We start from the raw sequence: 21,836 nt of genomic DNA on the forward strand, positions 1-21,836 counted from the left end.
TCCAACGGCTTAATCGCTCAGGCGTTCATAGATCTTTGCGCCGGTATTTGCATCCACGCCCACCAAACTAACCTTATATCCCCACAGTCTGCGGATGTGCCGTAACGTCGCGTCGCGACTATCATCCTCGAGCAGGACGCCGTCGGCAACTTTGTGCTCCAGCCGCAAGTGCCGGTCGCCGAGCAGATCGACGTCGATGACCTGAATATCGGAACGGCTTGCCCCGATGTCGTAGCTGCGGGCAAGCGCCGAGCGAATCTTCTCGTACCCGCGCTCGTTGTGGATCGAGGCTACCTCGTAGTGCGGCTCGCTGGCGGTGTCGGAAAGCAGGAAAAGCCGCCATTTGCGGATCAGCGTAGGGCTCAGATACTGCCGGATGAAAGATTCGTCGCGGTGGTTGGCCCAGGCATCGAGCAGCGTAGCGCGCCAGTCGCATTTACCGGCAATGTCCGGGAACCAGTCGCGGTCCTCTTCGGTCGGTGCGGTCGAGATGCGCCGGATGTCCTGCATAAGGTCCAGGCCGAGCGCATAGGGATTGATGCCCGTATAGCGCGGGTCGTCGAAGGCCGGCTGGAAGATCACGTTGCAATGGTTGCGCAGGATTTCCAGCATCGCGCCTTCGTTGATCAGGCCGCGATCGAACAGCGCGTTCATGATCGTGTAATGGACGAAAGTAGCGCAACCCTCGTTCATCACCTGCGTTTGCCGCTGCGGATAGAAATATTGGGCGATGACGCGCACGATCCTCAGGATTTCGCGCTGCCACGGCTCCAGGATCAGGCTGTTCTTCTCTAGGAAATAAAGGAGGTTCTCCTCGGGAAGCTTCAGCGATTTGCGACGCTCGGCCGTCTTGCTTTCGCTCTCGCCGACCTGACTCTCGCTTTTCGACGGCGGCAAGGTGCGCCAGAGGTCGTTGTAGGATCGCTCCTCATATTCGAGGCGCTCGCGCAGGCCTTGCCGCTGTTTCTCCGACGACAGCTTCGGAGGCCGCCGGTAGCGGAACACACCCTGTTCCATCAGCGCGTGCGCCGTGTCGAGGATTTCCTCCACGGCGGCAAGTCCGTGCCGCTCCTCGCAGCGGGTGATGTAATTCTTTGCGAAGGCGAGATAGCTGAGGATCGCGCCGGCATCGGTCCATTCCTTGAACAGATAGTTGTTCTTGAAGAAATGATTGTGGCCGAGCGCGGCATGGGCGGTTACCAGCGCCTGCAGCGCCATGGTGTTTTCTTCCATCAGATAGACGATGCAGGGGTTGGAATTGATGACGATCTCATAAGCCAGTCCACGACCGCCCTTGCGATAGAGCTGTTCCTGGTAGAGGAAATGCTTTCCGAACGACCAGTGCCGGTACATCAGCGGCATGCCAATGGAGGAATAGGCGTCCAGCATCTGCTCGGACGAGATGATCTCTATCTGCACCGGATGAATATCGAGGTTAAGCTCTTCGATTGCTACCCGTTCGATCACGTCGAAGGCCTGCGACAGGGTACCGAAATCCCAGTCGGGACCAGAGAACAGCAGGCCGGGGTCGCGTGAGGTGGCATTCATCGGCGAATCCTCAATCCTTCCGCCATTGCCTGTCTGGTGAAGAGTTGCCGGAACACGGGGTAGATGTCGGCTGCCTTGGCGATGCGGGTCATCTGGAAGTTCGGCCAGTTCTCGGTGACGGAACTATAGGCTCGCCAAAGTGAGGTCCCGTTATCTGTTGTGCCAAAGATATCCCGTTCGCGCTCGTCGATGATTTCGACATAGGCGTAGTACTGGCAGAGCCGCATGATCTCCTCGTTGAGAAGCGCGATGCAGCGCTGTGAATCGGTGACAGCGTTGTCCCCGTCGGACGCTTGTGCGGCGTAGGTGTTCCATTCGCTGCTGGGATAACGCTCGGCGATGATACGATGCATCTTTTCCAATGCTGTAGAGACCACCGTGCCGCCGCTCTGCGTGCTGTAGAAGAAGGTTTCCTCGTCCACTTCCTGGGCCTCATGGGTGTGACGGATGAAAACGATTTCGATGCGGTCGTAGCGGCGTTTCAAGAACAGGTGCAGCAATACGAAAAAGCGTTTTGCAAGGTCCTTCTCGCGTTCGCCCATCGAGCCGGACACGTCCATCAGGCAGAACATCACCGCCTTGGCGTTCGGAACAGGCTGCGCCTCGAAGCGGTTGAAGCGGATGTCGACCGGATCGACATAGGCGATCAGCCGCCGCTTTTGTTCCAGCCGCTCCACTTCGGCTTGCAGCGCGGCGATGCGCTGTCTGGCAATCTGGCTCAGCGACCCCGCTTCCAGTTCCGCAATCTCCTGCCGGATCGCGTCGATCCCCTCCCGTTTGGGGCGTTTCAGCGCGATACGGCGGCTGTAGCTGTTGCACATGGTGCGGCCGACATGGATGTTGGTCGGTGAACCGGTCGCGGCAAAGCCCGCCCGCCGTGATCTGAAAGCGATGATTTCCTTTAAACTGAGCTTGACCATATCGGGCAGTTCGAGGTCCTCGAAGAAGAGGTCGAGCACCTCCTCCCGCGACAGCACGAAGAGGAAATCGTCTTCCGAGTCCTTCATCGACGGGCCGGACGTGTCGGCATCGCCATGGCCGGGCTTGCGCAGCCGATCGCCGGGCACAAAATGCTTATTGCCCGGCAGGACATGCTCACGCCGGCCGCTATCCTTGGCTGCCTTGAAGCACGGCTCGTCCGTGCTCCTCGTCGGAATCGAGACCGCCTGCTCGTCGTCCGCGTCGGAAATCCTGTCGCGGCGGACACAGTCGCGGATGCTGCGCTTCAATTCCTCGCGCGCGCGCCGCAGGAAACGCTGCCGATTGCCGAGATTCTTGTCTTTCGGGTTGAGCCGGCGGTCGATGAAGATCGGCATGGCATGCCTCCGCCTTCAGCCGGCCTTGTTGACTCGCATGTACCAGTCCACCAGCCGCCGCACCTGGCGCTCGGTATAGCCGCGCGCGATCATCCGCTGCACGAATTCGTGGTGGCGTTTCTCGGTGACGCCGTCCTGCTTGGAGCCGAAGCTGATCACGGGCAGCAGGTCCTCGACCTGGCCGAACATGCGCTTCTCGATCACCTCGCGCAGCTTCTCGTAGCTCGTCCATGACGGATTGCGGCCGTCATTGCGGGCTCGCGCCCGCAGCGTAAACTTCACCACCTCGTTACGGAAGTCCTTCGGGTTGGCGATGCCGGCCGGCTTCTCGACTTGCGACAAATCGTTGTCCAGTACCTCGCGGTTGAGGATCTGACCGGTGTCGGGATCCTTGTAGTCCTGGTCTTCGATCCAGGCATCGGCATAGGCAATGTAGCGGTCGAACAGGTTCTGGCCGTATTCGCTGTAGGATTCCAGATAGGCCTTCTGGATCTCGTGGCCGATAAACTCGGCGTACCGGGTGGCGAGCTCCGACTTTATGAAATCGAGATAGGCGGCTTCGGTCTTTTTCGGGAACTGTTCGCGCTTGATTGCATCTTCCAAAATATACATCAGATGAACAGGATCGGCAGCGACCTCCTCGGTGTCATAATTGAATGTCTGCGACAGGATCTTGAAAGCGAAACGGGTGCTGACGCCGGTCATGCCCTCATTGACGCCGGCGGCGTCCCGATACTCCTGGACCGACTTTGCCTTAGGGTCGACGTCCTTTAGGTTTTCGCCGTCATAGATCCGCATCTTGGTGTAGAGGGGCGAGTTGCCATGCTCTGCCAACCGGGTTGAAACCGTGAACCGGCTGAGGATGTCCAGGACTTCCGGCGCGCAGGCACTGTCGACAAGTTCGCTTTCGCGCAGCAGCTTGTCATAGATTTGCCTTTCCTCGGTGATCCGCAGGCAATATGGCACCTTAACCACCAGGATGCGGTCAAGAAACGCTTCGTTGTTCTTGTTGTTCTTGAACTGCAGCCATTCCGATTCGTTGGAATGGGCCACGACGATTCCCTGGTACGGAAATGACCCAAAATTCTCGGTGCCGTTGTAGCTGCTCTCTTGCGTCGCCGTAAGCAGCGGGTGCAGCACCTTGATAGGCGCCTTGAACATCTCGACGAACTCTAGCAGGCCCTGCGTGGTGCGGTTCAGGCCGCCGCTGTAGGAATAGGCATCGGGATCAGACTGGCTGTAGTTTTCGAGTTGGCGGATGTCGACCTTGCCGACCAGCGCTGAGACGTCCTGGTTGTTTTCGTCGCCAGGCTCGGTCTTGGCGATGCCGATTTGGCGCAGCCGGGACGGCATCAGCTTCACAACAGAAAATTTGGAAATATCACCGGCCAGTTCGTCGAGACGTTTCGCCGCCCAAGGTGAGATCAAGCCGTTTAAGCGTCGCCGCGCGATCCCGTATTTGTCTTCCAGCAAATCGGCCATGCGGTCGGGGCTGAAAAGGCCGAGCGGTGATTCAAAAACCGGGCTGATTTGATTCCCGGCCTTGAGCGTATAGATGGGGCGCTGCTCCATCAGGCTTTTCAGTCGCTCTGCCAGCGAAGATTTGCCGCCGCCAACCGGGCCGAGCAAGTAGAGGATCTGCTTGCGTTCCTCCAGCCCTTGCGACGCATAGCGGAAATAGCCGGCGATCCGCTCGATCGTGTCTTCCATGCCATAGAACTCGGAGAAGGCGGAATAGAGCTTGATCGTCTTATTCGCGAAAATGCGCCCGAGCCTCTCGTCCTTGCTGGTGTCGACCAGCTTGGGTTCGCCGATCGCGTCGACCATGCGCTCGGGCGCCGAGCCATACATCGACTTGTCCTCCCGACACGCCAGCAGATATTGCTGGAGGCTCATCTCTTCCTGGGCCACCGAACTATAGATTTTAGAGAACAATTCGAAGACGTCAGATTGCTTGCTCTGCATTGTCGCCTCCCGGCGGCCGCCGCGATGCCTTAGGTCACAACTTGCATAAAGCCTCGTCGGTTTCCGTTTCCGTTCTGAATTGATCGCGGTTCGGCGCAAGATCGAATGGGCAAGCGATCACCCTAACGGTTCGTGCCGATCGCGAGTGCTGGAGCAACAATATCACTTGAACCAAGGTAAGTCGAAACCAATACCTTCCGGCGCAAAGCGCGCGGCGCTGAAACCTTCAAGCCCGGAGAGATGGCCGAGGTGGTCCACATCATAGAGTTGACGCTGGTGGTACGGCGCCGGTCAGTGTTGACCGCCGGAGAAGGAGGTGCGTCATGATGCTTGATTATTCGATCTATGCGGCGCTCGCAGCGGTCGTAATCATATTCTTCTCCTCGGCTATTCGCATCCAGCGGGAATACGAGCGCGGCGTCGTCTTCACGTTCGGCCGCTTCACTGGCGTGAAGGGGCCGGGCCTTATCATCCTGATTCCGGTCGTGCAGCAGATGGTGAGGGTCGATCTCAGGGTGGTGGTGCAGGAAGTCCCGCCGCAGGACGTGATTTCGCGCGGTTCGCCGCGCGTCGGCGTCATCTCCAGCCGTAAGGGTGTGAACCTGCCAGGCACGATCCTCGACGTTTCGCCACTGACGGCCAAGGATTGCGCCGACTTCGAATTTGGTCTCCGTTTCGGCGTTGATTGGGTGACGCTGTCGTTCGTGCAAAAAGCCCCCGACGTGCTCGAGGCGAGCGGACTCATCGGCGATCGCGGAGGCCTCGTTGCCAGGATCGAGAAGCCTGCGGCTCAAGCGGTTCGATGACATTATCAGGTTTTCCGGCGCAGCCATGGCAAAATCCTGATCATCCCTTTTTCTACGCCACGGCATCTCAACCACCGCAGAAGCATGCTCGACGCCTTTTGCTCCTGATCCGGGAGTTCTGTTCCAGCCGCGTACTGGTATGGGAATTTCCGAGACAATGGCGCTCAAGCGGAATAAAATTGATATCAAGGCTATCGGACCTTCGACCGGCCGAAGAGCAACCGAAGTAGTTCTGTCGGCTTCGTCCATTGCGGATATTTCTGATCAAGTCGGGCCATAAGCCGGCGGTTAGTCTGTACGGCGTGCCTCCGCTAATCAGACCGGCGGAGAAGTCGACTACAAATGACACAGAGGAAGAAACAGGAGAGCCTTATCGATGATAGAGGGGATCAGCGCAATCACGCTGGCCACACACGAAATGCCGCGAGCTGTTCGATTCTACCGCGCGCTGGGGTTTGAGGTCCTGCATGGCGGCGAAGAGTCGTCATTCACCAGCTTTCGCGCGGGCGTGGGCTATCTTAACCTCATCGCGCAGCCTGCCGAGCGGCGCTGGTCCTGGTGGGGCCGCGTTATCTTCTACGTCACCGATGTTGATGCACTTTATGAACGTGCGCTCGCGGCAGGGTGCCAGCCAACCACCGCCCCCCGCGATGCCGAGTGGGGTGAGCGCTTCTTCCATCTTATAGGCCCTGACGGCCACGAACTCAGTTTCGCTCGGCTTTTGCTCCCGATTTAATAGCAACTCGAAGCAGCCTGCCATTCCAAGAGGTGCTGGGAGCGCGTATGGTGCCCCGACGCCGCAATCTGGCGAGTTCGAGTCATGGTGGCAACGAGCGGTCGCATCGTGACAGTGTTTGGCGGAACCGGATTTCTCGGCCGCCGCATCGTTCGGCATCTGCGCTTTCGCGGATTTCCTGTTCGGGTCGCGTCAAGGCATCCGGATCGGGGGCACGGACTTTTTGGTTCTGATGATCCGCAACTTCGATCCGTTCAAGCCAACATCCACGACGATCAGTCAGTCGCGGACGCGCTTGCGGGCGCTTACGGCGTTGTAAATGCAGTCAGTCTTTACGTCGAGAATGGACGCGAGACGTTTCATTCGGTGCACGTCGAGTCGGCTCAACGGGTAGCGGCTCAAGCGCATCGGGCTGGAGTCGAACGGTTCGTTCACGTTTCAGGACTCGGTGCCGATCCAAATTCACAATCACGGTACATCCGAAAGCGCGGCGAAGGCGAATTGGCGGTCCAAGCCGCGTTCGCCGGTGCACTTTTAGTCCGCCCGGCGGTGATGTTCGGACCAGACGACGCGTTTCTCACCACCATCCTCAAGCTGCTCCGCCGGCTTCCAATCTATCCGATGTTTGGCCACGGCCTGACCAAGCTGCAGCCGGCCTATGTGGAGGATGTTGCGGAGGCGATTGGCCGGGTCATGCAGCACGCCGAGACGTCTTCGACGATCTTCGAACTCGGCGACCCTCGTGTCTACTCCTACAAAGAATTTCTCGGAGCCATTGCGCGCCAAGCCGGCCTTGCGCCCCTATTGATTCCGATCCCGTTTGCCGTTTGGCATGCACTCGCATGGACTTCCGAAATGTTTCCGGGTCCACTCCTTACCCGCAATCAAGTGGAACTGATGCAGATCGATACGGTGTCATCACCGGAGATGCCCGGATTTATTGAGCTTGGGATTTCGCCGCACTCAGTCGATGCAATTCTCCAGAGGGTATTATCGAACTGCGAATGAAAGAGGCTCCTCGGTCAATCCGCTCCAACGGCGGACTGGTTCGCGCGGATGCGCGATACTTTCGCTCTATTATCTGCTCGTGGCCGGAGGAAGGAGATTTCCTCGTTCGCGTGAACAGGGGACACCAGCTTACCTTGTCGGCCATTACAAAGTGACGTCCGCGCTGACCTATGAAGGTTTCAAACGTGCGGTTGCTGATGCTCGTGCTCAGGCGAAAAAGTAATGGCACGGCCTGTGGATGCCAATCCGGGCCTCGATCTCTGAGAGAGTCCGCATTCCGGCCATCGGCGCTTCTCCGCATTTTGGTAGATTTTAGCTCATTTTTGGAGGTAAAATCCATGCGCCGAGGGATGGCGGTAGGGCCCGCATCAAGGGCCGCCGCGCAGCATGCAACCTTGCCGAGCCATTTACTGCCGACGATCTGCGCATGGACCATGCCGACGTAACCGACACCGCCCCGTGCGAGCTGTGCGGGCAGACGGACGATTGTGCCTGGACGATTGTGCCTGATGGCACTCAAAACGAGACCGCCGCGCCTTGCGTCGCACGATACGATGACGGCACGGCCGAGACCAAAGCAGGCCGACGCCGAACTTCTCACGCGAGCAAAAGCGTTTCGCTGCAAGCCTTGAGCGCGTTCCTTGGCGCCGCCGCGATATCCTGCCAGTCGGTCATGGGGCCGGGTTCCGTTTGATCTCGATGAAGTCGATAGGGCCACCAGCCTTCGCGTCGTCGAACACGCCGATGACAAGGCGGCCTGTGTACCAGGCGAAGGTGTCAAGATCGGTGCGATGTTCGAATTTCAATGGGCCGTGCGCGAATTGGTCATGTCCATGCACGACGTGCCGATCACCATGTCCAATATCGGCGCCATCCGGGTATAGCCACCAGAGCAGCACCTGCTCTTTCTGGTCATCCAATGGGCGCGTCGGATCAACGCCGGCATGGACAAAGACGCGATGCTTATCGACATGCGTCAACGGTAGCGCGTCAAGCTGCTCGCTCATGATAGCCTCCCTGGTGGCGGGAGAGCGGCGTCATCGTCCCGCTTTCATAAGCGGCTGCGATGCTCGGCTTGATATGGGATGCCACGGTCTGTCCGTCTGGCATGTCGGCCGCGAATTTGCTCATGCCCGCCCCCGTGAACGTGAGGGCATGTTCGAATCCGCACGCCAGTTCCTCGCGCCCCGCCGAATGAGGCGTCATCACGCTGTTCATTGGGCGCCTCCCGCGGCTTCCGGCCGCTCAGCGGTCGCATCACTGCGTTCTGCAGCCATCTGCGTAAACGTCTTACCCGTCTGCTGAAGGACTGGATCGGCCTTCAAAACTCGAGCCAGGCGGGTCAGGATCACATCGCAATAGATTGGATCGAGCTCGACCCCGTAGCCGATCCGACGGGCTTTCGCGGCCGCGACCAGGGTCGACCCCGAGCCGGCAAAACAATCGAGTACGGCGCCCTTTGGCTGTGAGGCGTCCAAAATCGCGTCCGCAATCATCGCGACCGGCTTCACGGTGGGATGCATGGCAAGATCGGCATCGCGGGTCACCCCGAACGAGGTCGCGCCGGCATAGGTCCAGACGTTTGAGCGGGCTCGCCCATAGCGGCCCAGTTGAATGTTGTTGATATGGGCGGATTTGCCGACTTTGAAGACATAGACGAATTCATGCTGCGACCGGTAAAGCGATCCCATCCCGGCGTTTGTCTTGGCCCAGACGCAGATGTTCTTCAGCTCGGAATAGACGGCTTCGCCAGCCTCCTGGATCTCGAGGGCATGTCGCCAATCCATGCACAAATAGTGCAGGGCCCCGTTCAAGGAATAATCGGCCAGGTTCCGGAGAGCGCCAGTCAGGAATGCGACAAACTCACGCCGGGTCATCTCGCCCGAGGCTTGCACGAATTCGCGGTGCTGGTTCTTGCCAAGCCCGGAGACATGTCCGTCGATCGCGACGTTATAGGGCGGGTCGGCAAAGACCATTTGCGCGCGAGCATTGCCCATCAGCGCCGCGAAGGTCTCGGGCTTGGTCGCGTCGCCACAGATCAACCGGTGTGGCCCCACGGTCCAGATGTCGCCAAGTTGCGTGACTGCCGTTGCGGGCAGCGCCGGCAGCTCATCGGCGGGGTCTGGTGCCGCCTCGCTGTCGGAATTGACGATCAGATCGATCTCGGCGAAGTCAAAACCGGTGATGGTTACGTCGAGGTCGCAGTCCAAGATCGCCTCAAAATCCTCTTTGAGAATCTCGACGTCCCAGCCGGCATTCAAGGCGGTTCGATTATCCGCGATCACATAGGCGCGCAGCTGCGTCGGGCTCAAATGATCGACGCGCAGCACCGGAATGGAATCGACGCCGAGCTGCTTCAGCGCGGCAAAGACCGCGTTGCCCTTCACAATGGTATTGTCGCCATCGACCAATAGCGGCAGCGTCAGCCCGAATTCGAGTACGCTGCGCACGAGCTGGTCGATCTGCTTCTCACTATGCGTCCTTGGATTGCGCGGGTTCGGCTTCAATGCCGATGCCGGCACATATTCGATCTGCTCGGACGGCAGACGCACGATGGCGTTTTTGCCCGACCAGGGTACTTGCTTCACGTCCATACTTCACTCCTCCAGTTCGGCTTCGTTAAAACCGGTCGCAAGGTCCCGAAAAGGCGCACAACGCATGCAGATGCACGCGCTTAAAATGTTTCCTTTTCTGAACCTCGCGTCCGGCTCGATGCCGGTTGTCGCTGTAAATCGATCAGCGACAATGCAGAGCAGGTCTGCAAGGAAGCGAAGTAAGATTGCCTATACGCCGATTGACCTCGGCGTCAACAGGTTTTGGTGATGCTGCAAACTGCGCCCGTTGTGGCGCGGGCTTCGGTTAAAAATTGTCGTTAATACGGAGAGGGAGGGCCAGCAAAAGTTCAAACCGTCGCTGATGAGCTTCGATTTCATTTTCGTCTGTCACAGCGCTGCTGCCGAAGACCGCAGTTGCTGACTCCGCTTTTGCCGCGCCATCAAGCGTCCGCGGCTACTGTCCCGCCATAACGAGCCTCCGGCGAAAGCCGAAAGCGTAGGCAACGCGCACCAAGGCCGCGAGATCAACCGGGGAGCGAAGGTCGTTGCTTCTATTCGCCTATGTCTCCTTCTCGCCTGCGACCCGCGGCAACCAGCCTCGTTTGTCGAGTTCACTTTCGAAGCTAGCGAGATGGCTCTCAATGAGAGATATAATCTTAAAATCGCCGGGAGAATAAGGACAGCCTTGGCGAGCGGACTCTTCCGCATCTAAACGATGCTCATCCAGCATCGTCGTAAAAATCTTCATGGCTTCAAGAATTTTCTTCAGTGTAGCGAGCTGCTCGGGACCTCGGGGGCCGGTGATTATGACCTCGCCAGTGGAACGGTTGAGGTGCACGTCATCGGGATGCGGCAAAGGAGGTGGCAGACCGCGATTACGATGAGACTCTGCTAGCGCCGGATAATTATCCTTATAGTCAAGGGCCTCCTTATATAGATCAAGCACCTCCGCGCGCTTGGCTTGTTCGGCTTTATCGATCCTGTCGAGAGAAGCCTTTAACGCTAAACGATTGCCGTTGAGGCCCATCGCAGTCTGCTTTTTCAGCAGCGCTTCTTTAGTGCTGATGCTAGATGTGCGGTTGCCCTCGCGGACCCGAAGCAAGTTTTCCGAGTTTTCTAAAACGAGATCGCCTAACGAGAGATTTTGACGGCGCTTTCGCTTTCGGACTTTGCGCGATGAACCCAGCGGGTTGCCACTCTGCCCTTTCTTGAACTGAAAGGCTTTCGGCGGTCGGCGATAACCGACTTGGTCGTCGTCGGTCATGCCGTCACCTCGCGCTCTGGGAGCTTGCGACTTCCGCAAAGGGAGGACAAGATTCGGGTCGCATCAAGGGCGAGCCGAACACGGCAACACCGGCCGCGAGGGGAGGCATCTGTTTCTGTGAATGCGTTACCGCGTTGCGCGGATGAGGCTTGAACGTCTTAGTCTTAGACACTTGCTACTCCTGGTCTGGCTCGGAGTAGCCTTTTCGAAGACCGAAAAGGCGAACTCCGAGCGCGGTTGAACGCGCTGCATCGGATTCTCCTTTTCTGACTTCACGTCGCGGGACGGCTGTACAACGTCCTGCCTAATGCGGTTGCTTGCGAATACACAAGAACGGCAAGAGCGGCCCTTCAAATACCGGGGCGCGGCGACAAGGCGGCAATATAGTGTGCAACGTACCCCGGTCAAGCTTTTGTTAATTCAATCAGGGACGATTTCTGGTTGATGAGATCTCAAGACGCGCCTTCATTCTTCTTGCTGCCAGGTTATCAATTCCCTGCTTCACGCCCAAAATTCCCTGCTAATTGCGAGCAGGGAATTTGCGTCTAAGACCTGGCATTCGTTATCCTTTCTCGGGGAATGTCGCTTGTTTTTGCTGGAAAATGGCGCAAAAAGCAGATTAGCAGCGAATTTGTCGGCAATTTGGAAAACCAAACCGGCGAGACCGGTTCGCATCTGACTGCCTCCGCCACCACCCAGTCTGTTATTTTTCACATTTCCGGAGACTGACGAAAAAGGCCCGCTATTGGCGGGCTTTTCCGCATTTTGATCTGCGGAGGCGCGGTCTCCGTGACCCGTCTGGGCTGGTTTTGGGGCTCTGTCTCTGCCGCGCAATTTCCCGTTCCTGGGAATCAGGCCGATGAAATAAGGCACGGTCACCGGTTGGCAGAATCGGCAGCGTCTGTCGGTGCCAGGCCGAGGCGACTCATCTCCTGAGGCCATTCAGCCGGCGCATCCCGGAGGGCAGCGACACCGATCCCGCGCGGGAATCGTCCTTCAACGGCTGCTGTCACAAGGACCGGTGAAAGGAAGGCAAGCGAGATCGTCATATTGATATGTCGCGTGCTGCAATGTTGGCGGGCGGCAAGGCTTTCGATTGTCTCGCGACCGTCGACGATCTCCTGAAGCCAAAGCCGGCCGCGGCCGATTGATCGGATGAGAGCCGACCGGCGTTCGGCCTTCATGGGCCGAGCGCGATGCTCAGGCGTATTCGCCGGCAGCAATATCTCCCGGGTGGGCCTTGATGGCTTCTTCCAGGGCATGACAACGATGCGCGAGGTGACAGCGTGATGTTCAGCCGGATCCGGATCGTGGTGGCTCTGGATCTGCTGGATATCATTTTCACCAAACCTCAGATGAAACGCCAACTGGTTCTTGCGAACCTCAATTCGGGTGACGAACCGCTCAATCGTTTCTCGAGACAACGTATCGTTCGAAAGCGGATCATCTATGTCCGTGTTGGCGATGACCGCCTTGGAGATCGTGGCTTCGATCTCTGACGCAGGCACACGATTAACAGAGCCAACAGGCTTATCCGTCTGACCCCGGATACAGGGCGCAGAGACGTAATAGCGATGTCGAACGCGGTCTCGACTGGCATAGGTCAAGATCATCCGATGGCCCGCGTCATCAAACAGCAGCCCGGCAAGGAGGGCACGGGTTCGGATACGTGTCGTGGTGCGATGTGACCACTGTTCGGTCAGCCTTTGCTGAACAGCATCAAACAGTGCGCGGTCGAGCAGGGCAGGCTGCGACCCTGGGAGGATCTCGCCCTTGAACTTGACTTCGCCGAGATAGAAACGGTTCCGCAGCATGTAAAACAACGGGCCCTGCCTGAACGGAACGCCCCCTCGCGTTCCGCCTGACGCCAGCTGCCGGACCTTGGACCGAAAGCCTCGCTCCTTGAGGTCCTTAACGAGGCGGTTGACGCTGCCGATTTCCAGATAGCGCTGAAAAATCAGCCGAACGATATTGGCCTCTTCCTCGTTGATGTGAAGTTGTCCATCCTTGAGGATGTAGCCTAGTGGAACCATGCCGCCGACCCACAGCCCTTTGCGTTTAGAGGCAGCAATTTTGTCGCGGATGCGCTCGGAGGTGACCTCACGTTCGAACTGCGCAAAGGAAAGAAGGACGTTCAGCGTCAATCGCCCCATTGATGTGGTGGTGTTGAATTGCTGCGTGACAGAAACAAAAGAGGTACCATGGGCATCAAACAGTTCGACCAGCTTGGCGAAGTCAGCCAGAGAGCGGGTGAGCCTGTCCACCTTATAGACGACGATGATGTGGATCCGGTGTGCCACGACATCTGCAAGCAACTGCTGTAGGGCAGGGCGATCAGTCGATCCGCCAGAGAAACCGCCGTCATCGTATCGCGCCTTGACCAGCGTCCAGCCGGCATGCGTCTGACTTCGGATATAGGCTTGGGATGCGTCATACTGGGCATCCAGCGAGTTGAACTCCTGATCAAGGCCAGAGTCGGTGGACACTCGCGTATAGATCGCGCACCGGACGACCCGATTGTCCGCTGGCTTCATGGTGGAGACACCTTGCCGGTGCTGGCACGGAGGCCGAAGAAGCGCGGTCCGTTCCAATTCGTGCCGGTGATGGCGAATGCAATCTTGGACAGGCTGTCGAAGATCTTCCCCTCGAAAGCGAAGCCGGCTTCGACGACCATCACCCGATGAAGTTGGCCGTTCCATTCTCGCGTTAGCACAGTGCCGGGAAACATAGCTTGCTTGCGCTGATCCTGGGCCGCTACGAGCGGCAAGATTTCGTCCAAAGATTGTACGGTAGCCGCACGCTTCAGAAGTTGAACCGTCGCAGCATCGAGATCCCCAAGCGCATCTGCTTGGATGCGATAGGCGAGAATGCCGAATAGCAAATGCTTGGGCAGGTGCTCTGGGGCTGGGCGCCCCACAACACTCTGCCAGCGGGACTGTAGGCCAATCAGATCGAGACTGCGCAGATGCGCAATCTCGTCTTCCATCGACAAGCTCATCAGCCTTCGACCGATAGGCTTTCGTGATCCTGGACTTCGCGCCATGGCATCAGGCCGCAGCCTTGTCAGGCTTCGAACCGGTCGACGCGGCGTTTCCAGTTACTTTGTAGATCCGACCGGCTTCAGTAGCTTCCGATGTCAGCGTCAGTTTGAGCTTCTTCCGTATGATACCAGCGAAGAAGCCGCGCACCGAATGCTGCTGCCAATCCGTGGCCTTCATGATGTCGCCAATCGTTGCGCCCTCAGGCTTCATCAGCATCTCGATGACCCGGGCTTGCTTGCTGCCGGCGCGGTGCTTCACCGGCTGATCCAACGATCGGGCTGGTGCTGAACTGCTCCTCTTGATGGGTGCAACCTTGGCGGTCTTGGTTGACGCACGGCGCGCGGGTCTTGCGCGCCTAGGTGTTATCACTGATCGAGATGGAGTTTTGCGGGATTGTGTTTTGGCCATGTAACGTCTCCGGCTGCTGCAGCATCATCGCTGCCACCACCGAAGCCCCGTCACGGCAAATACACCGGCGGGGCAGGCTGTTCAGTGGCCGAAGGAGGCACTCAACGCGCCGACAGTAACGCTCCAATCGCCCAGCAATGCCAGTGGTTTCTGAGCAATCTTGTTGCTCAACAGAGTGCGAGCCCGAGCGCGGTTTGCACCACTATGATGTCAAGAAATTTGGCTACCCGCATCACCACCGTGCCTGCCGCGTAGGTAGATCCACGTCGAGGAAGAGCGCAGGACGATAACAAGGAACTCTAAATCGGCTCATAGCCGCGAGGCTTCTTATCGCCAAGCCATACTTAAGGTGAAAATCAGAAAGACCGCGACTAGGCCTCCAACAACGAGAAACCAATTAAGCCACATGATTTAGCAGTCTGCTGAAAAACCGCTCGCGCGTGCGAGAATTTGCTGATTCGATTTTCATCGTGAATCGGTGGAGGTTGGGATGCGCGGAGCCTTTGTGGATCAGGGCGGGTTGTTTTCGTACATCTCGCCGGAGGCGCGGGTGCCGCCGAACCATCCGCTGAGGAAGATCCGGGCGCTGGTCCGTGATGTGCTGGGCGAGTTGAACCGTAGCTTTGCCAGGCTCTATTCAAGTGAAGGGCGCCCCTCGATCGCGCCGGAGCAATTGCTCAGCGCGCTACTTCTGCAGGTGCTCTACGGCATTCGCTCGGAGCGCCAATTGATGGAGCAGTTGGACTACAATCTATTGTATCGCTGGTTCGTGGGGCTGTCGCCGGACCATCCGGTCTGGAACCCGACCAGCTTCACGAAGAACCGCGAGCGGCTGCAGAACGGCGATGTGTTCACGAAGTTCATGACCAGGCTTTTGAAACACCCTCAGGTCGAGCCGCTGCTCTCGGACGAGCACTTCTCGGTGGACGGCACGTTGATCGAGGCCTGGGCGTCACAGAAGAGCTTTCGTCCCAAGGATGGCAGCGATGGCGACGACGGCACGAACTTCCACGGTCAGACGCGCAAGAACGACACCCATGTCAGCACGAGCGATCCCGACAGCCGGCTCTACCGCAAGGCGGCCGGACGCGAGGCCAGGCTCTGCTACATGGGCCACGTCACCATGGAGAACCGGCATGGGCTGGCCGTGGCCGGCATCGTCACGCACGCGAGCGGCACCGCCGAGCGCCGCGCCGCGGAGATAATGCTCGAGGCCGAAGGCAGGAAAGCGGGTCGCCGCATTACCGCCGGTGCGGACAAGGCTTATGACACGGCCGATCATGTGGCCAATCTTCGCGCCATCGACGTCACACCGCATGTGACGCAGAACAATGGCATGGGCAAGACCGGCAGGCGCCGCCGGAGCGCTATCGACGCACGGACCACGCGCCATCAGGGCTATGGCATGTCGCAGACGCGCCGGGCGATGATCGAATGCATCTTCGGCTGGGGCAAGCAGCACGGCACGATGCGCAGGACCAAACATCGTGGCATTTGCCGCGTTGCCGCCGACTTCATGCTCAACTTGATCGCCTATAACCTGATCCGCGTTCCCAAACTGGTCACGGCATAACCGCGTCGTCGCCAGGACGACAACGACTGCAACGCGCCGCCGAATACACATCATCGCGATGAGGCGTTCCGAGGATCATCGAAGCGGTCAATTTTGGCTTTTTCAGCAAACTGTTAGAGCCTCCCAAGGGAGCGTCTCCCTTTTAGAATGTTTAAGCTTGCGCCGTTCACGGCTCGGGACTGATTATCTGCCTGACGGCCATCAATATACCCGGATTTGATTTGCGGATAAGGACACGACCGACATTTCCTCAGCGTCCTCTCCAATCGCGTGCTGGAGCTGACGCCCGAGGGCATCCAACAGTATGGCGGCGGCTACACCGAATACGTCGCACGCACCGGCCAGGAAGCGCCGGGGCTGCGCAGCTAACGCCGCGGCCCGCGCCTTGACTCATCTATCCGGTTCGCTGAGAAATTGCCGATGCCGCAAACGTTTATAACGTTTTCCTGAGTACCTTCGACAGCGCTCACGCAGCGGTAGCCATGTTCCACGATGTGTTATGAACCGTGAAGTGGGCTTCGAGCTCCGTCATCGCGAGACGCTCATATTCATAGGCTTGCGCCAGGAGCGTCGATCTTTGCGCAGGACGGAACGCCGCAGTCTGACGATAGAGCGAAGCGATGGTGCGATATCGACGCACGTTTTCAAGGACAGCGTTCCCACTCATACAACAACCCCGTTTCCTGTTGACCCGGAGACTATGCAACGAGCGATTTTCGAAATCGTTAGCGGATTTGACAGCCAGAGCGAATGGTTTGTGAACTGTTATCGGAAGGCGACCAAAGGCCGCAATTGTTGCTTACGTCGCCGCCTATTTGGGAGATACGTCATGCCTTCGGAAGCCCGCTCGCCTCGTCTCGCTGTTCTGATTGATGCGGACAATGCTTCCGCAAAAATCGCAGATGGACTGTTTGAGGAGATTGCGAAGATAGGCGAGGCAAGCGTTCGCCGCATCTACGGCGATTTCTCCAATCCTCGCTCTAAAGGCTGGTCTGATACGTTATCGAAGCATGCTATCATACCTCAACAGCAGTTTGCCTACACCAGCGGCAAGAATGCATCCGACATAACTCTGGTCATCGATGCAATGGACCTGCTTCATAGCGGTCGGTTCGACGGATTTTGTCTGGTTTCCTCGGACAGTGATTTTACCCGCCTGGCCGCCCGCATCCGCGAGCAAGGCGTCGATGTTTTTGGATTTGGTGAGCAAAAGACCCCGGAGAGCTTCCGGCAGGCCTGTCGGAGGTTTGTATACACTGAGAACCTGCTTACCGGCGCAGCGAACAATCAGGATGCCGCCTCAACTTTGAAATCTCTTCAGCTCCCCAGCGCGGCTACTCCCATCATTGAGAAAGTCATTACACAGATGGAAAGCGAAGACGGGTGGGTACCTCTAGGAGAAGTTGGAAGACAGCTTGCCAACTTGGCTTCCGATTTCGATCCTAGAACCTTCGGCTTTCGCAAGCTGAGCGACCTTGTGCGAAGGACAAATTATTTCGAAATCGAGCATCCCAAAGGCGGCTCCATGCGCATTCGTCTAAAGTCCGCTTCCAGATTACGTCCGAAATCGAAGACTCCCAGGAAAACTCCATCGTGAGAAGAAGCGAGCAAGCGGAGATGAAGGTTCTGAAGGCCACAGTGACCTGCTTCTCGATATCGACTGGCGTCAGAGTGTGAATCGGCGCCGGGGTCACGTCGCTGGAAGGATGGGCAATAACGTCCTGAAGAAAATTGAGAAAGCTTCGTCGGAGTGGGGTCACGATAGGCGCCGGTGTTGACCCACCCCGGCGCGGATTATGTCAACTGCGACAAGGAATTGTGGCCGATAGTTCACGGGGCCAAGTTCGGCGCCGATTAACAATCGGGCATGGTCGACGACAGATTTTATGGTTTGGCGTTACAGCGCATCCGACCGCCGAATGGATCGCAAATCAGGTCACGCAAGCGTGTGGCTGGGACCAGACTCCCTGCTATCTGATCTGCGATCGCGATGGAGCCTATGGCGAGGTTTTCTTCCGAAGACTTCGATCGATGGGCATTCGCGATCGACCGACGTCGCCACGTTCCCCATGGCAAAACGGATATGCTGAACGACTGATCGGTTCGATCCGACGGGAGTGCCTTGACCACGTTGTTGTGTTCGGCGAGCGGCATCTCCGTCACGTCCAGCTGTCGTATATGAATTATTACAACGAGGCTCGCACGCATCTATCCTTGGAGAAGGATTCACCGGTCTCGCGCAACGTTGAGCGGGCCGGACACATTCTTTGCTGTCCGGTCCTGGGCGGGCTGCATCACCTATATCTTCGGATTTGATTTGCGACAGGCACAACGGAGCGTCTCACCGCTCCGCATCACGGGTCTGCTTTCATGCAAGCCCGCCCGACGTCAGCGTCCGAACGCCTACCCTGAGTGCTTTAAACGTCCCGCTTTATGGAGGCTCAAAAGGAACGTTACGGCGCCACCCGGTATTGAAGTGCTCAGGACGCGCGGCCTTGTCGTCCCTACGGCCCGTCGAGACCCGGTCGGGCCATTCTGTTGAGCAGTCAAGCGAGGTATTGAATATGAATAAGGTCGAAGCAAACCTCATGGCGTGGCTTCGCAACACCCACGCAATGGAGGAACAAGCTGTGACCATGCTAACGAGCTTGGCAAGCCGGACCGGCGACTACCCGGATGTCAAGGCGCGGATCGAAAGCCATCTGGCCGAGACGAAGAGGCAGGCTGAAGCGCTGGAGGAATGTATCAAGCGCCGCGGCGGCGATACTTCAATCTTGAAAGATCTGGCCGCGAAGACGGTCGCTTTCGGCCAAGGCGTGAGCGGCATGTTTGTCGAGGACGAAATCGTCAAAGGGGCGATGGCGAGCTACACGTTCGAGCACATGGAGGCGGCGGCGTACCGAGTATTGATCGCTGCGGCCGAAGCGGTCGGCGACACGCAAACACAAACGGTTTGCGAACGCATCTTGCAGGAAGAGCTTTCCATGGCGTCTGATCTGGAGCGCCAGTTGTCGATCTTGACGCGCAAATATCTGAGCCGTTCCCGGGTCAAATGAGGTCTCCATCGTCACCGGCCCGTTCGCGCGTGAGACCTTCAGGCAGCCTCGGGACGAAACCCGCCAGACGGCGAGGGCGTTCCTCGACCGATGGCCGGCCGCGGCGTACATGTCGAAGGTTGAAACTTGGCGGGAGCTGCCCGGCGGCGAGATCGAGTTCACGATGAAACGGCTCAAGAGTGCGGATTAGCGTCTGGGTGCTGGCGGCTGCAGCCCACTCCTAAGCCAGCCCACTGTCTTGTCGTCGCTCGAAGGGTCGCATTCGACACACCGGAGGCGCTATTGTGAATGCTGATCGAAAAATGACCCCCATCGGCATCATGGGGACCCCTTCAGCCCATTGATTTCGTTGAGTTGGAATGATGGGACCCCCTTGCCGATCATGGTCGAGACCCCGCGCCGAAACACATTCATGCAGCCCCGCCCGACGTCCAAAAAGCTCAACGCCGGCCGCCGATGCCCACGCTACGCAGGGGCATTATCCGGTCTGAAAAATCTGAGGTGTGTCAGAAGCCCATACCCGACGCGGACGAAGACCGCCGCCTTGGGGACATTGACACGGAGAAGGCCGATAAGCTTCCGGCAGGAAAAGAGAGAGACGTCCTTCGCAAGGCGGAAGATAAGTTGGCTGGTCTCTCAAGGAACCGTCGGCATCATCGATTCCGCGGGTAACGCCTCGTGTTTGCTTATTCCGCCGCCACCCGCTGACGTCAGGGAAGCCAACGGCACGTCGATCGCGTAGACGAAACCCGCCGGCTGATACGTCAACTGCACGTCGCCCTTGAGCTGCTTGCCTAGCGTCTCGATGAGACGCGTCCCAAAACTGTGGTTTTCCGGTGCGTGAACTACTGGACCGTTCATTTCGGTCCATGTCAGGTGCACGCGCTGCGTCTTTGGATCCAGCGTCCAAGCGACGTCGACGCGCCCAGTCGGCTCCGACAGGGCTCCGAACTTCGTGGTGTTCGTGCAGAGCTCGTTGAGAGTCATGGCGATGGCGATCACGGCGCCCGACGTCATCTGGATGTCCGGTCCTGCAATCGAGAATTTCGGAACGTCCGGATTGTCAAAAGCCTCGGTCGCGCTGCGGACGATATGGCGGAGGTCGGCGCTGTTCCATCTAGCCTGTAGAAGGAGATCATGAGCTCGCCCAAGCGCCTGCAGCCGGCCCGCGATGGCACGCTGCGCGTGTTCGGCGCCCTGCACGTGGCGAAGGCTCTGGGCGGCGATGGCGCTGACCGTCGCGAGCGTATTCTTGATGCGATGATGAAGCTCTTCCAAGATCAGTTTCTGCAGCTTGTCGGATGCCTCACGCTCACGGGCGTCTATGCCGGCCTGAGCCAGCAAACCCTGGGCATCGATTTCGGCCTGCGCCAACAGTAACCGAAGGCTGACATTCTCTGCCTCCAGAAAGTCGTGAGGCGGTGCCGCGCCGTTAGAAGGTTGGCGTTCCTGATGACGCTGACGATCGGACATCGCTGTTTTTACCACCATAAGTCGGGTGCCGCACACACCTTTGACACGCGATTCGTCCCCCAATCACGCGTTTGGGGTGCATTAAGCGCGAAAACAGCCCGAGGGTGGCCGAGGCCTCGACACCACCGCGGACCAGCAAGATGCCGTTAAATTGGTCAGGTTTTGAAATACAGGAAATAGACCACTGCGAAGGCTGCCACGACCAGCCCAAGGCCCCAGGTCAACACGTTGCGCATCGTAGGTCCACGCTCCGCGCCCCGGGCTTCGACCGCGGTCTCGACTACCTGTCCGTCTTCTCGCTTGGGCATTGTATTTCCTGGAATTGAAGGGGTCCGCAAATTTTCGCGGCTTTAGTCGCGGTGAACAAACTCACGATGAATCTCACGCCCAAGTTCGTTGACTACAGATATCTCAAGGTCTTTATCGTCGCGTAGGCTGTTGTCGCGGAAGTGCTGAGCGAGTTCTTTGCAGTGCATGATGGCCTCTGGGTTGCCTTTGAAGTCGATCCCGACTTTGTCTCTCATCGGGACGCCATCCTTCATGTCGAAAAAGAATTTTTGCATCGCCATACCTCTAATCGCTTCAAGACAGAGTATTGTCAGCGCCTTGGCCTGAATGACGGTGCATCGTCTCAGCGAACGGCCATGGCGGCGCACGCGCCTCGCCATCATGGCGTGAGGCGCGCGCTTAAAGGAGCGTTCGGATGACCACCCTGCACCGTAAGAATCAATCCGATGGATCAAGTTTCGTTCCGACTGGGACGGGGCGTGGACGACGACGAGGGCATTCCTGGATCGCTGGCCGGCCGCTGCGTCCATGTCGAAGGTCGAGACATGGCGCGAACTGCCCGGCGGCGAGATCAAGTTGACGATGAAGCGCCTCCGGAGCGCGGATTAGCGCGCCGGCATCGGCGGCTGCAGCCCACTCCTAAGCCATCCCATTGTCTTGTCGTCGCTCGAAGGGTCGCATTCCACGCACCGGAGGGTTCGCGGGCCTTTCACGCCGGGTGGCAACGCCATGACCATCGGTCTGCCGCAGGTCGGACAATCAGCGGTTTTAAGGAGCTGGCCCATACCCAAATTCAAGC

General features: G+C 58.2%; 23 protein-coding genes. 9 read left to right on the forward strand and 14 right to left on the reverse strand.

Annotated features, from left to right (window positions below):
* Positions 1 to 9: 9 nt before the first annotated feature.
* Genes ACSZOQ_RS01860 through ACSZOQ_RS01870 form a run of 3 tightly spaced genes read right to left on the reverse strand, consistent with a single transcriptional unit; the run spans position 10 to position 4,829 of the window.
* Positions 10 to 1,548 (reverse strand): SpoVR family protein, encoded by a 1,539-nt coding sequence (locus ACSZOQ_RS01860; RefSeq protein WP_439924409.1) that lies wholly within the window; start codon positions 1,546 to 1,548, stop codon positions 10 to 12.
* Positions 1,545 to 2,864 (reverse strand): YeaH/YhbH family protein, encoded by a 1,320-nt coding sequence (locus tag ACSZOQ_RS01865; RefSeq protein ID WP_439924410.1) that lies wholly within the window; start codon positions 2,862 to 2,864, stop codon positions 1,545 to 1,547. The genes ACSZOQ_RS01860 and ACSZOQ_RS01865 overlap by 4 nt, the downstream gene beginning before the upstream one ends.
* 15 nt (positions 2,865 to 2,879) lie before the next feature.
* The gene (locus ACSZOQ_RS01870) at positions 2,880 to 4,829 is read right to left on the reverse strand and encodes a PrkA family serine protein kinase (RefSeq protein ID WP_439924411.1); all 1,950 of its coding nucleotides are present in this window, start codon (positions 4,827 to 4,829) and stop codon (positions 2,880 to 2,882) included.
* Positions 4,830 to 5,152: 323 nt separating this feature from the next.
* On the opposite strand from ACSZOQ_RS01870, the gene ACSZOQ_RS01875 reads away from it, so the two are divergent.
* The 3 genes from ACSZOQ_RS01875 to ACSZOQ_RS01885 all read left to right on the forward strand — a co-directional run bounded on the left by ACSZOQ_RS01875 (position 5,153) and on the right by ACSZOQ_RS01885 (position 7,379).
* The gene (locus tag ACSZOQ_RS01875) at positions 5,153 to 5,635 is read left to right on the forward strand and encodes a pyruvate kinase (RefSeq protein ID WP_439924412.1); all 483 of its coding nucleotides are present in this window, start codon (positions 5,153 to 5,155) and stop codon (positions 5,633 to 5,635) included.
* Positions 5,636 to 6,011: 376 nt separating this feature from the next.
* A complete protein-coding gene (locus tag ACSZOQ_RS01880) occupies positions 6,012 to 6,371 on the forward strand; it encodes a VOC family protein (RefSeq protein WP_439924413.1) in 360 nt (119 codons plus the stop codon).
* Between the two features lie 84 nt (positions 6,372 to 6,455).
* On the forward strand, positions 6,456 to 7,379 hold the full coding sequence (locus tag ACSZOQ_RS01885) for a complex I NDUFA9 subunit family protein (protein WP_439924414.1): 924 nt from the start codon (positions 6,456 to 6,458) through the stop codon (positions 7,377 to 7,379).
* Positions 7,380 to 8,050: 671 nt separating this feature from the next.
* Here the strand turns inward: ACSZOQ_RS01885 and ACSZOQ_RS01890 are convergent.
* From ACSZOQ_RS01890 to ACSZOQ_RS01905, 4 genes are all read right to left on the reverse strand, one after another.
* Positions 8,051 to 8,386, reverse strand: a complete 336-nt coding sequence (locus ACSZOQ_RS01890; RefSeq protein ID WP_439924415.1) for a hypothetical protein — start codon at positions 8,384 to 8,386, stop codon at positions 8,051 to 8,053.
* Positions 8,370 to 8,597 (reverse strand): hypothetical protein, encoded by a 228-nt coding sequence (locus ACSZOQ_RS01895; RefSeq protein ID WP_439924416.1) that lies wholly within the window; start codon positions 8,595 to 8,597, stop codon positions 8,370 to 8,372. The genes ACSZOQ_RS01890 and ACSZOQ_RS01895 overlap by 17 nt, the downstream gene beginning before the upstream one ends.
* On the reverse strand, positions 8,594 to 9,973 hold the full coding sequence (locus ACSZOQ_RS01900; RefSeq protein WP_439924417.1) for a site-specific DNA-methyltransferase: 1,380 nt from the start codon (positions 9,971 to 9,973) through the stop codon (positions 8,594 to 8,596). The genes ACSZOQ_RS01895 and ACSZOQ_RS01900 overlap by 4 nt, the downstream gene beginning before the upstream one ends.
* A 520-nt stretch (positions 9,974 to 10,493) precedes the next feature.
* Positions 10,494 to 11,198, reverse strand: coding sequence for a DUF5681 domain-containing protein (locus ACSZOQ_RS01905; RefSeq protein ID WP_439924418.1), 705 nt, complete (start codon positions 11,196 to 11,198; stop codon positions 10,494 to 10,496).
* Positions 11,199 to 11,777: 579 nt separating this feature from the next.
* Between ACSZOQ_RS01905 and ACSZOQ_RS01910 the strand changes: the two genes are divergently transcribed.
* Complete coding sequence (locus ACSZOQ_RS01910; RefSeq protein ID WP_439924419.1) at positions 11,778 to 11,927, forward strand: hypothetical protein; 150 nt, start codon at positions 11,778 to 11,780, stop codon at positions 11,925 to 11,927.
* 146 nt (positions 11,928 to 12,073) lie between these two features.
* Here the strand turns inward: ACSZOQ_RS01910 and ACSZOQ_RS01915 are convergent, their stop codons facing one another.
* The 3 genes from ACSZOQ_RS01915 to ACSZOQ_RS01925 form a co-directional block, all read right to left on the reverse strand.
* Entirely contained in the window at positions 12,074 to 13,732 is a 1,659-nt protein-coding gene (locus ACSZOQ_RS01915) for a recombinase family protein (protein WP_439924420.1), read from the reverse strand.
* A complete protein-coding gene (locus tag ACSZOQ_RS01920) occupies positions 13,729 to 14,184 on the reverse strand; it encodes a DUF2924 domain-containing protein (RefSeq protein ID WP_439925915.1) in 456 nt (151 codons plus the stop codon). The genes ACSZOQ_RS01915 and ACSZOQ_RS01920 overlap by 4 nt, the downstream gene beginning before the upstream one ends.
* Positions 14,185 to 14,245: 61 nt before the next feature.
* Positions 14,246 to 14,497 carry a DUF3489 domain-containing protein gene (locus tag ACSZOQ_RS01925; RefSeq protein WP_439924421.1) on the reverse strand — a complete coding sequence of 84 codons (252 nt, stop codon included), beginning with the start codon at positions 14,495 to 14,497 and terminating at the stop codon, positions 14,246 to 14,248.
* Between the two features lie 640 nt (positions 14,498 to 15,137).
* Here ACSZOQ_RS01925 and ACSZOQ_RS01930 point away from each other — a divergent pair.
* A complete protein-coding gene (locus ACSZOQ_RS01930) occupies positions 15,138 to 16,220 on the forward strand; it encodes an IS5 family transposase (RefSeq protein WP_439924422.1) in 1,083 nt (360 codons plus the stop codon).
* A gap of 466 nt (positions 16,221 to 16,686) precedes the next feature.
* Here ACSZOQ_RS01930 and ACSZOQ_RS01935 read toward each other — a convergent pair whose 3' ends face one another.
* Positions 16,687 to 16,887 carry a hypothetical protein gene (locus ACSZOQ_RS01935; protein WP_439924423.1) on the reverse strand — a complete coding sequence of 67 codons (201 nt, stop codon included), beginning with the start codon at positions 16,885 to 16,887 and terminating at the stop codon, positions 16,687 to 16,689.
* Between the two features lie 162 nt (positions 16,888 to 17,049).
* On the opposite strand from ACSZOQ_RS01935, the gene ACSZOQ_RS01940 reads away from it, so the two are divergent.
* The 4 genes from ACSZOQ_RS01940 (at position 17,050) to ACSZOQ_RS01955 (ending at position 19,466) form a co-directional block, all read left to right on the forward strand.
* The gene (locus ACSZOQ_RS01940; protein WP_439924424.1) at positions 17,050 to 17,817 is read left to right on the forward strand and encodes an NYN domain-containing protein; all 768 of its coding nucleotides are present in this window, start codon (positions 17,050 to 17,052) and stop codon (positions 17,815 to 17,817) included.
* Between the two features lie 434 nt (positions 17,818 to 18,251).
* Positions 18,252 to 18,536 carry an integrase core domain-containing protein gene (locus ACSZOQ_RS01945; protein ID WP_439924425.1) on the forward strand — a complete coding sequence of 95 codons (285 nt, stop codon included), beginning with the start codon at positions 18,252 to 18,254 and terminating at the stop codon, positions 18,534 to 18,536.
* 248 nt (positions 18,537 to 18,784) lie between these two features.
* The gene (locus ACSZOQ_RS01950) at positions 18,785 to 19,276 is read left to right on the forward strand and encodes a ferritin-like domain-containing protein (protein ID WP_439924426.1); all 492 of its coding nucleotides are present in this window, start codon (positions 18,785 to 18,787) and stop codon (positions 19,274 to 19,276) included.
* Positions 19,277 to 19,283: 7 nt separating this feature from the next.
* Positions 19,284 to 19,466, forward strand: a complete 183-nt coding sequence (locus ACSZOQ_RS01955) for a hypothetical protein (RefSeq protein ID WP_439925916.1) — start codon at positions 19,284 to 19,286, stop codon at positions 19,464 to 19,466.
* A gap of 446 nt (positions 19,467 to 19,912) precedes the next feature.
* Here ACSZOQ_RS01955 and ACSZOQ_RS01960 read toward each other — a convergent pair whose 3' ends face one another.
* The 3 genes from ACSZOQ_RS01960 to ACSZOQ_RS01970 all read right to left on the reverse strand — a co-directional run bounded on the left by ACSZOQ_RS01960 (position 19,913) and on the right by ACSZOQ_RS01970 (position 21,492).
* Entirely contained in the window at positions 19,913 to 20,767 is an 855-nt protein-coding gene (locus ACSZOQ_RS01960) for a sensor histidine kinase (protein WP_439924427.1), read from the reverse strand.
* A 137-nt stretch (positions 20,768 to 20,904) separates the two neighbouring features.
* Positions 20,905 to 21,057 (reverse strand): hypothetical protein, encoded by a 153-nt coding sequence (locus ACSZOQ_RS01965; RefSeq protein ID WP_439924428.1) that lies wholly within the window; start codon positions 21,055 to 21,057, stop codon positions 20,905 to 20,907.
* A 42-nt stretch (positions 21,058 to 21,099) separates the two neighbouring features.
* A complete protein-coding gene (locus ACSZOQ_RS01970) occupies positions 21,100 to 21,492 on the reverse strand; it encodes a DUF6894 family protein (protein ID WP_439924429.1) in 393 nt (130 codons plus the stop codon).
* Positions 21,493 to 21,836 lie beyond the last annotated feature (344 nt).

Origin of the sequence: Nitrobacter sp. JJSN (assembly GCF_051912485.1) — a bacterium.
Lineage (GTDB): Bacteria > Pseudomonadota > Alphaproteobacteria > Rhizobiales > Xanthobacteraceae > Nitrobacter.

Bases quoted from the DNA above. Each gene is read 5' to 3' on its own strand.
- ACSZOQ_RS01860 (WP_439924409.1), bottom strand. From the start codon at position 1,548: ATGAATGCCACCTCACGCGACCCCGGCCTGCTGTTCTCTGGTCCCGAC.
- ACSZOQ_RS01865 (WP_439924410.1), bottom strand. From the start codon at position 2,864: ATGCCGATCTTCATCGACCGCCGGCTCAACCCGAAAGACAAGAATCTC.
- ACSZOQ_RS01870 (WP_439924411.1), bottom strand. From the start codon at position 4,829: ATGCAGAGCAAGCAATCTGACGTCTTCGAATTGTTCTCTAAAATCTAT.
- ACSZOQ_RS01875 (WP_439924412.1), top strand. From the start codon at position 5,153: ATGATGCTTGATTATTCGATCTATGCGGCGCTCGCAGCGGTCGTAATC.
- ACSZOQ_RS01880 (WP_439924413.1), top strand. From the start codon at position 6,012: ATGATAGAGGGGATCAGCGCAATCACGCTGGCCACACACGAAATGCCG.
- ACSZOQ_RS01885 (WP_439924414.1), top strand. From the start codon at position 6,456: ATGGTGGCAACGAGCGGTCGCATCGTGACAGTGTTTGGCGGAACCGGA.
- ACSZOQ_RS01890 (WP_439924415.1), bottom strand. From the start codon at position 8,386: ATGAGCGAGCAGCTTGACGCGCTACCGTTGACGCATGTCGATAAGCAT.
- ACSZOQ_RS01895 (WP_439924416.1), bottom strand. From the start codon at position 8,597: ATGAACAGCGTGATGACGCCTCATTCGGCGGGGCGCGAGGAACTGGCG.
- ACSZOQ_RS01900 (WP_439924417.1), bottom strand. From the start codon at position 9,973: ATGGACGTGAAGCAAGTACCCTGGTCGGGCAAAAACGCCATCGTGCGT.
- ACSZOQ_RS01905 (WP_439924418.1), bottom strand. From the start codon at position 11,198: ATGACCGACGACGACCAAGTCGGTTATCGCCGACCGCCGAAAGCCTTT.
- ACSZOQ_RS01910 (WP_439924419.1), top strand. From the start codon at position 11,778: ATGTCGCTTGTTTTTGCTGGAAAATGGCGCAAAAAGCAGATTAGCAGC.
- ACSZOQ_RS01915 (WP_439924420.1), bottom strand. From the start codon at position 13,732: ATGAAGCCAGCGGACAATCGGGTCGTCCGGTGCGCGATCTATACGCGA.
- ACSZOQ_RS01920 (WP_439925915.1), bottom strand. From the start codon at position 14,184: ATGGAAGACGAGATTGCGCATCTGCGCAGTCTCGATCTGATTGGCCTA.
- ACSZOQ_RS01930 (WP_439924422.1), top strand. From the start codon at position 15,138: ATGCGCGGAGCCTTTGTGGATCAGGGCGGGTTGTTTTCGTACATCTCG.
- ACSZOQ_RS01935 (WP_439924423.1), bottom strand. From the start codon at position 16,887: ATGAGTGGGAACGCTGTCCTTGAAAACGTGCGTCGATATCGCACCATC.
- ACSZOQ_RS01940 (WP_439924424.1), top strand. From the start codon at position 17,050: ATGCCTTCGGAAGCCCGCTCGCCTCGTCTCGCTGTTCTGATTGATGCG.
- ACSZOQ_RS01945 (WP_439924425.1), top strand. From the start codon at position 18,252: ATGGGCATTCGCGATCGACCGACGTCGCCACGTTCCCCATGGCAAAAC.
- ACSZOQ_RS01950 (WP_439924426.1), top strand. From the start codon at position 18,785: ATGAATAAGGTCGAAGCAAACCTCATGGCGTGGCTTCGCAACACCCAC.
- ACSZOQ_RS01960 (WP_439924427.1), bottom strand. From the start codon at position 20,767: ATGGTGGTAAAAACAGCGATGTCCGATCGTCAGCGTCATCAGGAACGC.
- ACSZOQ_RS01965 (WP_439924428.1), bottom strand. From the start codon at position 21,057: ATGCCCAAGCGAGAAGACGGACAGGTAGTCGAGACCGCGGTCGAAGCC.